Below are 12,174 nucleotides of genomic sequence, written 5' to 3' on the forward strand. Positions count from 1 at the left end.
CCAGTAGTTATCCAAAGAACAACCGCTGATGCTTTTTTACGCTGTGTATAAGTAGCAAAGTTGATCTCAGCTTATACGGATCAGGATCACCGATCATTCACAGTAAACGATCCTCGCTAATCCCCTGTTGCCACAGCGCTTTTCCGGGTTATCAACAGACAGGGGCGATCCTAATAAGAGATCTAACAGAGAGATCATATAAAAGACTTAAGATCCTTTCTTTTAAACCGCAGGATCCCGCGACTTTCGCCCTGAACAGAATTTCAGTAGAATCCACCGCCCAGGGCAACGATCCCTGTCCGAACACTAACGAGGACCCACTTCATGTTTTATCCAGATCCTTTTGACGTCATCGTAATCGGTGGTGGTCATGCGGGCACAGAAGCCGCGATGGCCGCTGCCCGAATGGGTCAGCAAACCCTGTTACTCACCCATAATATTGATACGCTGGGACAAATGTCCTGTAACCCGGCGATCGGTGGCATCGGGAAAGGACACCTGGTTAAGGAAGTGGATGCCTTAGGCGGTTTGATGGCCAGCGCGATCGATCAGGCCGGTATTCAGTTTAGGATACTAAACGCCAGCAAAGGCCCGGCGGTGCGTGCCACGCGTGCACAGGCAGACCGGGTACTGTATCGCCAGGCGGTACGCACTGCGCTGGAAAACCAGCCGAACCTGATGATCTTCCAGCAGGCGGTTGATGATCTGATTGTGGAGAACGATCGCGTTGTCGGCGCCGTGACCCAGATGGGCCTGAAGTTCCGGGCGAAAACCGTCGTTCTGACGGTGGGCACTTTCCTGGACGGCAAAATCCACATCGGCCTCGATAACTACAGCGGTGGTCGGGCAGGCGATCCTCCGTCGATTCCGCTGGCTAAACGTCTGCGTGCGCTGCCGCTGCGCGTAAACCGCCTGAAAACCGGTACGCCACCGCGTATCGATGCCCGCACCATCGACTTTTCGGTGCTAACGCCGCAGCACGGGGATGACCCGATGCCGGTGTTCTCGTTTATGGGCCATGCCGGACAGCATCCGCAGCAGGTGCCATGCTGGATAACCCACACCAATGAGCAGACACATGAAGTGATCCGCAATAACCTCGATCGCAGCCCGATGTATGCCGGGATCATCGAGGGGATCGGGCCACGCTACTGCCCGTCGATTGAAGACAAAGTGATGCGCTTTGCCGATCGTAACGCACATCAGATTTTCCTTGAGCCGGAAGGGCTGACCAGCAACGAAATCTACCCGAACGGTATCTCCACCAGCCTGCCGTTTGATGTGCAGATGCAGATCGTGCGCTCGATGAAAGGTCTGGAGAACGCGAAGATCGTGCGCCCGGGCTACGCCATCGAGTACGACTTCTTCGATCCGCGCGATCTCAAGCCGACGCTGGAGAGTAAATTTATCCACGGCCTGTTCTTTGCCGGCCAGATCAACGGCACCACCGGTTATGAAGAAGCGGCGGCGCAGGGGCTGCTGGCCGGCCTTAACGCTGCGCGTCAGTCAGCGGACAAAGAGGGCTGGGCGCCGCGTCGCGATCAGGCCTATCTTGGCGTGCTGGTCGACGATCTGTGTACGCTGGGCACCAAAGAGCCGTATCGCATGTTTACCTCGCGCGCCGAGTATCGTCTGATGCTGCGTGAAGATAACGCCGATCTGCGCCTGACCGAAACCGGACGTGAACTCGGCCTGGTCGACGACGCGCGCTGGGCTCGCTATAACCAGAAGCTGGAAGCGATTGAGCAGGAGCGTCAGCGTCTGCGTGACCTGTGGGTGCATCCGAAGTCTGAAAACGTCAGCGAAGTGAACACGGTAATCAGCGCGCCGCTCACCAAAGAAGCCAGCGCGGAAGATCTGCTGCGTCGTCCGGAGATGACCTACGAACTGCTGATGTTGCTGCCGAGCTACGGTCCGGCGCTGGCGGATGAGCAGGCCGCAGAGCAGGTAGAGATTCAGGTGAAGTATGAAGGTTACATCGCGCGTCAGCAGGAGGAGATCGATCGCCAGCAGCGCAATGAAAACACCTTACTCCCGGCCGACCTCGACTATCGCCAGGTGAATGGACTGTCGAATGAAGTGATCGCCAAACTCAACGACCACAAACCGACTTCCATTGGCCAGGCATCGCGTATTTCCGGCATCACGCCGGCGGCAATTTCAATTCTGCTGATTTACCTGAAAAAACAGGGCCTGCTGCGTAAAAGCGCCTGATCGACCCCCGGGGCGGGCATGCTCGCCCCTGTTAATGGAATTCTCGTCGTGATTAATAAACTCTCCCGGCTGCTGCAAGCGGCAAACATTTCCCTCTCCGATCAGCAAAAACAGCAGCTGGTGGGTTATGTCGAACTGCTGCACAAGTGGAATAAAGCCTACAACCTGACCTCGGTGCGCGATCCGCAGCAGATGCTGGTGCGCCACATTCTCGACAGCATCGTGGTAGAACCCCACCTGCAGGGTGAGCGCTTTATTGATGTCGGTACCGGACCGGGCCTGCCGGGGATCCCGCTGGCGATTGTCCGCCCGCAGGCGCACTTTACGCTGCTGGACAGCCTCGGGAAACGCGTGCGTTTCCTGCGTCAGGTGCAACATGAGTTAGGGCTTACTAACGTCACGCCGGTGCAGAGCCGGGTGGAAGAGTTCCCGGCTGAGCCGCCGTTTGACGGGGTGATCAGCCGCGCCTTCGCGTCGCTGGAGGACATGCTGAACTGGTGTCATCATCTGCCGGGCGCGACAGGCCACTTCTATGCACTGAAAGGCGTCAGGCCGGATGACGAAATTGCCGCGCTGCCTGCCGGCTTCGCCATCGAAAAAATTGAGCCACTGCGGGTGCCGGAACTGGAAGGTGAGCGTCATCTGGTGGTGATCAGGCGGCAATAGTCGCGCAAACGGTGTGGATTTATCGTGATTCATGCCGTTTGGCTTAGCGCAGCAGCCGGCTAAAAAAACAGCGGTTGAACGCGTCACGATAAACGCTTTTATTCAACAGGGCAGGGGAAGCAGGTTAACATCCGCCGCGGAAATTATCCGAAAACCTCTGTTACATTTAACGAATAATTCACATTTCATTATCAGTTACATCACTTTAACCGCTGTATTTACTGTGCCGAATAATCACGGCGGAAAATATAACTCTGCAATAAATCGGCGGACGTAATATCAGTTTTACGTTTTTATTGCGGTGGGTGATGTCAATAGAGTGTTTTTATCGAAAATCTGGCGCTAATCCTGGAACAATAATTCTATCTCACTGATAGAAAAGTAAATTACGGGTTTGATTAATTGCGCGGCAGGGGTTAAAAAGCAAATTATCGCTGCCGGGGGTGCTTATAATGTGATCTGAAGCACGCTTTAAAAGCAAGTCTGCCGGGCAATTTCAAGCCTGTTTCGTCAGGCAGGCCGAAGCGGATGTTTTGAAAAATAGCCCTCCAGAAAGAAATTTAAATAATTGTTCACCTTTTCGCTACTTACCGATTGAAATCGCAGGTGCGGCCCGTATAATTTGCACGGCTTTTGCTGCTTGACTCAAAAGAGTAAAGGCAGTCTTATACGACACGCGACATACCCCGTTCGGGGCAGGAGAGTTAAGCGTCATGTCAGTGTCTCTTTACAGTGTGAAATTAGCCCGAACCGTGCTGGTGATCCAGCTGGTGACCTTTGTCGTAATCGGTGCGCTATTTGCCCTGAAAGATGTCACCTGGGGCGCCTCTGCCATCGCGGGTGGTGCGGCAGCCTGGCTTCCAAACGTACTGTTTATGTTTTTAGCCTGGCGCCTGCAGGATCAAACTCCGGCAAAAGGGCGTGTCGCCTGGAGCTTCGCCTTTGGTGAAGTGCTCAAGGTGTTTGCCACCGTTGTTTTTCTCGTTGTGGCGTTAGGTGGATTTGGAGCGGTCTTCTGGCCACTCGCAATCACCTGGTTATCGGTGCTGGTGGTACAAATCGTCGCGCCGGCTGTAATTAACAACAAAGGGTAAGAGGCATCATGGCCGCAGGAGAGATCTCAACGCCGCAGGAATACATAGGTCATCATCTGACACATCTTCAGATGGACCTGCGTACTTTCGAGCTGGTGAATGCACACGACGCGCCAGCAACGTTCTGGACGTTAAACCTGGACTCCATGTTTTTCTCTGTTGTACTGGGACTGGTGTTCCTGGTGCTGTTCCGTAAAGTGGCGAAAAGTGCCACCAGCGGTGTGCCAGGGAAAATGCAGGCGGCTATCGAGCTGGTCGTTGGCTTTGTTGATAGCAACGTCCGCGACATGTACCACGGTAAGAGTAAAGTTATCGCCCCGCTGGCTCTGACGATTTTCGTCTGGGTCTTCCTGATGAACTTCATGGATCTGCTGCCTATCGATTTGCTGCCGTTTATCGGCGAGCACTATCTGGGCCTGCCGGCGCTGCGCGTCGTGCCGTCTGCAGACGTGAACATCACGCTGTCTATGGCGCTGGGCGTATTTATTTTGATTCTGTTCTACAGCATCAAAATGAAAGGTGTAGGTGGCTTCGCCAAAGAGCTGACGCTGCAGCCTTTTAATCACCCGATCTTCATCCCCATCAACCTGATTCTTGAAGGTGTTAGCCTGCTGTCTAAACCGGTTTCGCTCGGTCTGCGACTGTTCGGCAACATGTATGCGGGTGAGCTGATCTTTATCCTGATTGCCGGTCTGCTGCCGTGGTGGTCGCAGTGGGTGCTGAATGTGCCATGGGCCATTTTCCACATCCTGATTATTTCGCTGCAGGCTTTCATTTTCATGGTCCTCACGATTGTCTATCTGTCGATGGCATCTGAAGAGCATTGATTTTTATCTCAACAACTTAGCTTTTAACTGAAACAAACTGGAGACTGTCATGGAAAACCTGAATATGGATCTGCTGTACATGGCTGCCGCTGTGATGATGGGTCTGGCGGCAATCGGTGCTGCGATCGGTATCGGCATCCTCGGAGGTAAATTCCTGGAAGGCGCAGCGCGTCAGCCGGATCTGATTCCTCTGCTGCGTACGCAGTTCTTTGTTGTAATGGGTCTGGTGGATGCAATCCCAATGATCGCTGTTGGTCTGGGTCTCTACGTGATGTTTGCTGTCGCCTAAAGCCTGTAGCCGTGGTTCACTCATGGCACGCAGTGTGATGAGGAACGGATTCTGCCGTTTATCGCTGATAGCGGCAGAGCAAGTTAACTTAATAAGAGGCATTGTGCTGTGAACATTAATGCAACAATCCTCGGCCAGGCCATCGCGTTCATCCTGTTTGTCGCGTTCTGCATGAAGTACGTATGGCCGCCGATTATGGCTGCCATCGAAAAGCGCCAGAAAGAAATTGCTGAAGGCCTTGCTTCTGCTGAACGCGCGAAGAAAGATTTGGATCTCGCGCAGGCCAATGCGACCGACCAGCTGAAAAAAGCCAAAGAAGAAGCTCAGGTCATTATCGAGCAGGCGAACAAACGCCGTGCCCAGATTCTGGACGAAGCCAAAACTGAAGCTGAGACTGAACGTAACCGCATCGTGTCTCAGGCGCAGGCAGAAATCGAAGCCGAGCGCTCACGTGCACGTGAAGAGTTGCGTAAGCAAGTCGCGCTGCTGGCCTTAGCTGGCGCCGAGAAGATCATCGAACGTTCCGTGGATGAAGCTGCTAACAGCGACATCGTTGATAAACTGGTCGCTGAACTGTAAGGAGGGAGGGGCTGATGTCTGATCTGATTACTGTAGCTCGCCCCTACGCCAAAGCAGCTTTTGACTTTGCTGTTGAGCATCAAAGTATCGACCGCTGGCAGACCATGCTGGCGTTTGCCGCAGAAGTGGCTCGCAACGAACAGATGGCAGAACTCCTTTCCGGTGCATTAGCACCGGAAGCCTTGTCTGCTTCTTTCAACGCAGTCTGTGGTGATCAACTTGATGAACACGCTCAGAACCTGATTAAGGTTATGGCGGAGAACGGACGTTTGACAGCGCTTCCAGCGGTACTGGAACAGTTCATTCAACTGCGTGACGCTTATGAAGCGACAGCCGAAGTTGATGTGATCTCCGCCAGTGCGCTGAGTGACAGCCAGCTGAGTAAAATCAGCGCCGCGATGGAAAAACGTCTGTCACGCAAAGTTAAGCTGAATTGCAAAATTGATAAGTCTGTAATGGCAGGTGTGGTTATCCGTGCGGGTGACCTGGTGATTGATGGCAGCGTGCGCGGCCGTCTTGACCGTCTGGCAGACGTCTTGCAGTCTTAAGGGGACTGGAGCATATGCAACTGAATTCCACCGAAATCAGCGAACTGATCAAGCAGCGCATTGCTCAGTTCAATGTCGTGAGCGAAGCTCACAACGAAGGTACTATTGTTTCTGTAAGTGACGGTATCATCCGCGTACACGGCCTGGCCGATGTAATGCAGGGTGAGATGATTGCTCTGCCGGGCAACCGTTACGCTATCGCACTGAACCTCGAGCGTGACTCTGTAGGTGCAGTAGTGATGGGTCCGTACGCTGACCTCGCCGAAGGCATGAAGGTGAAGTGTACTGGCCGTATCCTGGAAGTGCCGGTTGGCCGTGGCCTGCTGGGCCGCGTGGTTAACACCCTGGGTGCACCGATCGACGGTAAAGGCGCTATCGACAACGATGGCTTCTCACCGGTTGAAGTGATTGCACCAGGCGTTATCGACCGTCAGTCAGTCGACCAGCCTGTTCAGACCGGTTACAAATCTGTCGATGCGATGATTCCAATCGGCCGTGGCCAGCGTGAGCTGATCATCGGTGACCGTCAGACCGGTAAAACTGCGATGGCCATCGACGCCATCATCAACCAGCGCGATTCTGGCATCAAGTGTGTCTACGTCGCGATCGGTCAGAAAGCCTCTACCATCTCTAACGTGGTACGTAAGCTGGAAGAGCACGGTGCGCTGTCTAACACCATCGTGGTTGTCGCTTCCGCTTCTGAATCCGCTGCGCTGCAGTACCTGGCTCCGTATGCCGGTTGCGCGATGGGTGAATACTTCCGTGACCGCGGTGAAGATGCGCTGATCGTCTATGATGACCTGTCTAAGCAGGCTGTTGCTTACCGTCAGATTTCTCTGCTGCTGCGCCGTCCGCCGGGTCGTGAAGCATTCCCGGGCGACGTGTTCTACCTCCACTCTCGTCTGCTGGAGCGTGCATCACGCGTAAGCGCTGACTACGTTGAGCGTTTCACCAACGGTGAAGTGAAAGGCCAGACCGGTTCTCTGACCGCGCTGCCGATCATCGAAACCCAGGCGGGTGACGTTTCTGCGTTCGTTCCGACCAACGTAATCTCGATTACCGATGGTCAGATCTTCCTGGAATCGAACCTGTTCAACTCCGGTATTCGTCCAGCCGTTAACCCGGGTATTTCGGTATCCCGTGTTGGTGGTGCTGCACAGACCAAGATCATCAAGAAACTGTCCGGTGGTATCCGTACCGCGCTGGCACAGTATCGTGAACTGGCAGCGTTCTCTCAGTTCGCTTCCGATCTGGACGATGCAACGCGCAAACAGCTGAGCCACGGTCAGAAAGTGACCGAGCTGCTGAAGCAGAAACAGTATGCACCGATGTCTGTTGCACAACAGGGTCTGGTACTGTTCGCTGCCGAGCGCGGCTTCCTGAACGACGTTGAACTGGCGAAAATCGGCAGCTTCGAAGCCGCTCTGCTGGCGTTCGCCGATCGCGAACACGCGGAGCTGATGGCTGAAATCAACCAGGCGGGTAACTACAACAACGAAATCGAAGAGAAGCTGAAAGGCCTCCTCGAAACGTTTAAAGCAACCCAGTCCTGGTAATGTCTGGCGGCTTGTCTGAAAAGGCAGGCCGCAAGGCTTTGAGGAGAAGCTAATGGCCGGCGCAAAAGAAATACGTACCAAGATCGGAAGCGTGAAAAACACGCAGAAGATCACCAAAGCGATGGAAATGGTCGCCGCCTCCAAAATGCGTAAAACGCAGGAACGCATGGCGGCCAGCCGTCCGTATGCAGATACCATGCGCAAAGTGATTGGTCACCTTGCTCTGGGTAATCTGGAATACAAGCACCCTTACCTGGATGAGCGCGACGTTAAGCGCGTCGGCTACCTGGTCGTTTCGACTGACCGCGGGCTTTGTGGTGGTTTGAACGTTAACCTGTTCAAAAAATTGCTGGCAGAAATGAAAGGCTGGTCTGATAAAGGCGTGCAGAGCGATCTGGCGATTATCGGTTCCAAAGGCGTTTCTTTCTTCGGCTCTGTAGGTGGCAACGTCGTGGCTCAGGTTACCGGCATGGGCGATAAGCCTGCGCTGTCCGACCTGATCGGCCCGGTAAAAGTGATGTTGCAGGCTTATGATGAAGGCCGCATCGACAAGCTGTATATCGTCAGCAATAAGTTTAATAACACCATGTCTCAGACTCCGACCATTACCCAACTGCTGCCGTTACCGCCAGCGGAAGGTGAAGAAGAGATGAAGGCGAAGACCTGGGATTACCTGTACGAACCCGATCCGAAAGCGCTGCTGGATACCCTGCTGCGTCGTTATGTCGAATCGCAGGTTTATCAGGGTGTGGTGGAAAACCTGGCCAGTGAGCAGGCTGCACGTATGGTGGCCATGAAAGCGGCAACCGATAACGGCGGAAACCTGATCAAAGAGCTGCAGTTGGTGTACAACAAAGCTCGTCAGGCCAGCATCACTCAGGAACTTACCGAGATCGTCTCGGGAGCCTCCGCGGTTTAACCAGGCATATATCCCGTCGCGCGAGCGCGGCCGGATATTCTCGTATTAGGTAGAGGATTCAAGATGGCAGCTGGAAAGATTGTCCAGATTATCGGCGCCGTAGTTGACGTCGAATTCCCTCAGGACGCGGTACCGCAGGTATACAGCGCTCTCGAGGTAAAAAATGGTGATGCTCGTCTGGTGCTGGAAGTTCAGCAGCAGCTGGGCGGTGGCGTGGTGCGTACCATCGCCATGGGTTCTTCTGACGGCCTGAAGCGCGGTCTGGAAGTCACCGACCTGAAAAAACCTATCCAGGTTCCGGTTGGTAAAGCAACACTCGGCCGTATCATGAACGTGCTGGGTGAGCCAATCGACATGAAAGGCGACCTGAAAGAAGAAGACGGCAGCGCTGTAGAGGTTTCCTCTATTCACCGCGCAGCGCCTTCTTATGAAGATCAGTCAAACTCGCAGGAACTGCTGGAAACCGGCATCAAGGTTATCGACCTGATGTGTCCGTTCGCGAAGGGCGGTAAAGTCGGTCTGTTCGGTGGTGCGGGTGTGGGTAAAACCGTAAACATGATGGAGCTGATCCGTAACATCGCGGCTGAGCACTCAGGTTATTCGGTCTTTGCTGGCGTGGGTGAGCGTACTCGTGAGGGTAACGATTTCTACCACGAAATGACTGACTCCAACGTTATCGACAAAGTAGCGCTGGTGTATGGCCAGATGAACGAGCCGCCGGGTAACCGTCTGCGCGTAGCACTGACCGGTCTGACCATGGCGGAAAAATTCCGTGATGAAGGCCGTGACGTTCTGCTGTTCATCGACAACATCTACCGTTACACCCTGGCCGGTACAGAGGTTTCTGCACTGCTGGGTCGTATGCCATCGGCGGTAGGTTATCAGCCAACGCTGGCTGAAGAGATGGGTGTGCTGCAGGAGCGTATTACCTCCACCAAGACCGGTTCAATCACCTCCGTACAGGCCGTTTACGTTCCTGCGGATGACCTGACTGACCCATCACCAGCAACCACCTTTGCTCACTTAGACTCAACCGTTACGCTGAGCCGTCAGATCGCGTCACTGGGTATCTACCCGGCCGTTGACCCGCTGGACTCTACCAGCCGTCAGCTGGATCCGCTGATCGTCGGTCAGGAGCACTACGACGTCGCGCGTGGCGTTCAGTCGCTGCTGCAGCGTTACCAGGAGCTGAAAGACATCATCGCCATCCTCGGCATGGACGAGCTGTCTGAAGAAGACAAACTGCTGGTGGCACGTGCGCGTAAGATTCAGCGCTTCCTGTCTCAGCCGTTCTTCGTAGCAGAAGTCTTCACCGGTTCTCCGGGTAAATACGTGACGCTGAAAGACACCATCCGTGGCTTCAAAGGCATCATGGAAGGCGAATTCGACCACCTGCCAGAGCAGGCGTTCTACATGGTCGGCGCGATCGAAGAAGCTGTCGAAAAAGCGAAGAAACTGTAATAACGGTTTCCCAGGAGGAGTGGTATGGCTATGACTTATCATCTGGACGTGGTCAGCGCGGAGCAGCAAATGTTCTCCGGTCTGGTGCAGCGTATCCAGGTGTCAGGTAGCGAAGGTGAGCTGGGTATTTACCCGGGCCACGCCCCGCTGCTGACTGCCATCAAGCCTGGTATGATTCGCATCGTTAAACAGCACGGCGAAGAGGAGTATATCTACCTCTCTGGCGGCGTGCTGGAAGTACAGCCGGGCAGCACGACCGTTCTGGCCGACACTGCAATTCGCGGTGAAGACCTCGACGAAGCGCGCGCGCTGGAAGCGAAACGTAAAGCAGAAGAGCACATGAACAGCAGCCACGGCGACGTGGACTATGCTCAGGCCTCTGCGGAGCTGGCGAAAGCTATCGCGAAACTGCGCGTCATCGAGCTGACCAAAAAAGCGATGTAATCAGGCTTTATGCGTCACGAAATGCCAGCCCCCGGGCTGGCATTTTTTTTGCCTGCTGCCGGTGCGCATAAATGCGCACCCTACGAATAGCTATGCTAGTGGGCGCCATTCATGGCGACCAAATGTCGGTGCGCATAAATACGCACGCTGTCCAAAACCGCACAATCACCCCGTAGGGGCGCCATTCATGGCGACCAAATGTCGGTACGCATAAATGCGCATGCTGTCCAAAACCGCACAATCACCCCGTAGATACCGTCTTGCCGGTTACCTGGCAAGACATATTTCGGCATCGAACGGACGACCCGATTTCAGCACGCCATAAGCCAGCTGCAGCAGCTTCTTCATCGCCGCGCACACCACGACTTTTCCCGTTTTCTTACCCGCATCCAGCCGTTTCTTCAGCGCACTCACCGCCGGATTCCACTTCATCGCCACTATCGCAGGCATGTACAGGGCCTTGCGCATCGCGCTGTTGCCCATCTTCGATATCCTGCTTTTGCCCTTCCACTCACCGGACTCCTGCCGCATCGGATTCAGACCCACCCACGCCACAAGCGCCTTGCTGCTGCTGAACCTCGACATGTCCCCCAGATACGCCAGCATCGTGCTGCTCAGCACGCCCGCGATGCCCGGGATGGACTCCAGCAGTTCCCTGTTCTTTTTAAGGCCCGGATCATTGTCGATATGGTCGTTTATTGCCCGCTTCGTTTCGTCTATCTGCGCATCCAGCGCCGCAATGACCACGCGGATTGAGGGCTGCACCACCGCATCCGAGACCTCCAGCCGGTTCTCTTCCATCTGCCGCATTTCCTGAAGATTCGTCAGGCGCTTCACCAGCGCCTTCAGCCTGCGTTCATTCAGCGGCGCCGGCTGCCACAGCGACGGGCCGTGCAGTTTACAGTAGCGCGCTATCATGCGCGCATCGTCTTTATCCGTCTTGTTACGGCTCAGCTCCGCCTGTCCGAAGCGCCTGATGCGCGCGGGATTTTCCACGCTGACATCATAGCCTTCGTCGTGCAGGAAGGTGGCCAGCGGCTCACTGTACGCGCCGGTAGCCTCCATGCAGATATGGCAGCAGCCGAACGGCTCCAGCCATTTTTTCAGGGCGATAAAGCCCTTAGGGGTGTTGGGAAAGACTTTGGTTTTGTAAGACGTGTCGCCTTTCCAGACGGCCACATCAAACTTTCCGGAGGCAACATCAATGCCGACAGGCATACGGGTTTGCATAGATTCTCCTTAACAGCACAGGGAAACCGCCATGACCATCCTTATGGATGCGTGCTCGGGGCACAGGATACCGTCCGGTCTTGAAGGCGGGAGTTAAGTTGCCGGGGATGAATCTACGAAGCAGGCTTTATGCCCAGGGGGCGCCCCCATCTCACCAGCAACTTCCCGATGATCAGTCGGGGATCATCATACCCGGAGGAGAATGATCGGGATATAAGGGGCGCCATTTATGGCGACCGAAAATGGCGCAACGCCCTTACCTTATGCCCTCCGCGGCGACCCGTGCTGGCCACTCGCCGCCGCTCATCCTCTTCCGCTAATTTCGCACGGAGAAAAATGTAGTAATC

The 12,174-nt window shown here is 54.8% G+C and carries 12 protein-coding genes; 11 read left to right on the forward strand and 1 reads right to left on the reverse strand.

Going from position 1 to position 12,174, the window contains the following annotated elements; genetic code table 11:
* Positions 1-324: 324 nt before the first annotated feature.
* From mnmG to AC6I8F_RS00055, 11 genes are all read left to right on the forward strand, one after another.
* The gene (gene mnmG, locus AC6I8F_RS00005; protein ID WP_498028369.1) at positions 325-2,214 is read left to right on the forward strand and encodes a tRNA uridine-5-carboxymethylaminomethyl(34) synthesis enzyme MnmG; all 1,890 of its coding nucleotides are present in this window, start codon (positions 325-327) and stop codon (positions 2,212-2,214) included.
* A gap of 48 nt (positions 2,215-2,262) precedes the next feature.
* Positions 2,263-2,880, forward strand: coding sequence for a 16S rRNA (guanine(527)-N(7))-methyltransferase RsmG (gene rsmG, locus AC6I8F_RS00010; RefSeq protein ID WP_058758219.1), 618 nt, complete (start codon positions 2,263-2,265; stop codon positions 2,878-2,880).
* A 713-nt stretch (positions 2,881-3,593) separates the two neighbouring features.
* Positions 3,594-3,974 carry a F0F1 ATP synthase subunit I gene (atpI, locus tag AC6I8F_RS00015; RefSeq protein WP_021508185.1) on the forward strand — a complete coding sequence of 127 codons (381 nt, stop codon included), beginning with the start codon at positions 3,594-3,596 and terminating at the stop codon, positions 3,972-3,974.
* An 8-nt stretch (positions 3,975-3,982) separates the two neighbouring features.
* Positions 3,983-4,801, forward strand: coding sequence for a F0F1 ATP synthase subunit A (gene atpB, locus AC6I8F_RS00020; RefSeq protein WP_031279833.1), 819 nt, complete (start codon positions 3,983-3,985; stop codon positions 4,799-4,801).
* Positions 4,802-4,850: 49 nt separating this feature from the next.
* Positions 4,851-5,090 (forward strand): F0F1 ATP synthase subunit C, encoded by a 240-nt coding sequence (gene atpE, locus AC6I8F_RS00025; RefSeq protein ID WP_003849523.1) that lies wholly within the window; start codon positions 4,851-4,853, stop codon positions 5,088-5,090.
* Between the two features lie 108 nt (positions 5,091-5,198).
* The gene (atpF, locus tag AC6I8F_RS00030) at positions 5,199-5,669 is read left to right on the forward strand and encodes a F0F1 ATP synthase subunit B (protein ID WP_021313757.1); all 471 of its coding nucleotides are present in this window, start codon (positions 5,199-5,201) and stop codon (positions 5,667-5,669) included.
* A gap of 14 nt (positions 5,670-5,683) precedes the next feature.
* On the forward strand, positions 5,684-6,217 hold the full coding sequence (atpH, locus tag AC6I8F_RS00035) for a F0F1 ATP synthase subunit delta (RefSeq protein ID WP_021508187.1): 534 nt from the start codon (positions 5,684-5,686) through the stop codon (positions 6,215-6,217).
* Positions 6,218-6,231: 14 nt separating this feature from the next.
* On the forward strand, positions 6,232-7,773 hold the full coding sequence (gene atpA, locus AC6I8F_RS00040; protein WP_021508188.1) for a F0F1 ATP synthase subunit alpha: 1,542 nt from the start codon (positions 6,232-6,234) through the stop codon (positions 7,771-7,773).
* Between the two features lie 52 nt (positions 7,774-7,825).
* Positions 7,826-8,692: a F0F1 ATP synthase subunit gamma gene (gene atpG, locus AC6I8F_RS00045; RefSeq protein ID WP_021508189.1), complete on the forward strand. Its 867-nt coding sequence runs from the start codon at positions 7,826-7,828 to the stop codon at positions 8,690-8,692.
* Between the two features lie 63 nt (positions 8,693-8,755).
* On the forward strand, positions 8,756-10,153 hold the full coding sequence (atpD, locus tag AC6I8F_RS00050) for a F0F1 ATP synthase subunit beta (RefSeq protein ID WP_021508190.1): 1,398 nt from the start codon (positions 8,756-8,758) through the stop codon (positions 10,151-10,153).
* A gap of 24 nt (positions 10,154-10,177) precedes the next feature.
* A complete protein-coding gene (locus AC6I8F_RS00055) occupies positions 10,178-10,597 on the forward strand; it encodes a F0F1 ATP synthase subunit epsilon (protein ID WP_021508191.1) in 420 nt (139 codons plus the stop codon).
* Between the two features lie 267 nt (positions 10,598-10,864).
* On the opposite strand, the gene AC6I8F_RS00060 is transcribed toward AC6I8F_RS00055, so the two are convergent.
* Positions 10,865-11,827: an IS110 family RNA-guided transposase gene (locus tag AC6I8F_RS00060; RefSeq protein ID WP_021312959.1), complete on the reverse strand. Its 963-nt coding sequence runs from the start codon at positions 11,825-11,827 to the stop codon at positions 10,865-10,867.
* Between the last annotated feature and the right edge of the window lie 347 nt (positions 11,828-12,174).

Source organism: gamma proteobacterium symbiont of Axiagastus rosmarus (assembly GCF_059730925.1).

Coding starts and splice junctions, on each gene's coding strand:
- mnmG (WP_498028369.1), top strand. CDS start 325: ATGTTTTATCCAGATCCTTTTGACGTCATCGTAATCGGTGGTGGTCAT.
- atpI (WP_021508185.1), top strand. CDS start 3,594: ATGTCAGTGTCTCTTTACAGTGTGAAATTAGCCCGAACCGTGCTGGTG.
- atpB (WP_031279833.1), top strand. CDS start 3,983: ATGGCCGCAGGAGAGATCTCAACGCCGCAGGAATACATAGGTCATCAT.
- atpE (WP_003849523.1), top strand. CDS start 4,851: ATGGAAAACCTGAATATGGATCTGCTGTACATGGCTGCCGCTGTGATG.
- atpH (WP_021508187.1), top strand. CDS start 5,684: ATGTCTGATCTGATTACTGTAGCTCGCCCCTACGCCAAAGCAGCTTTT.
- atpA (WP_021508188.1), top strand. CDS start 6,232: ATGCAACTGAATTCCACCGAAATCAGCGAACTGATCAAGCAGCGCATT.
- atpG (WP_021508189.1), top strand. CDS start 7,826: ATGGCCGGCGCAAAAGAAATACGTACCAAGATCGGAAGCGTGAAAAAC.
- atpD (WP_021508190.1), top strand. CDS start 8,756: ATGGCAGCTGGAAAGATTGTCCAGATTATCGGCGCCGTAGTTGACGTC.
- AC6I8F_RS00055 (WP_021508191.1), top strand. CDS start 10,178: ATGGCTATGACTTATCATCTGGACGTGGTCAGCGCGGAGCAGCAAATG.
- AC6I8F_RS00060 (WP_021312959.1), bottom strand. CDS start 11,827: ATGCAAACCCGTATGCCTGTCGGCATTGATGTTGCCTCCGGAAAGTTT.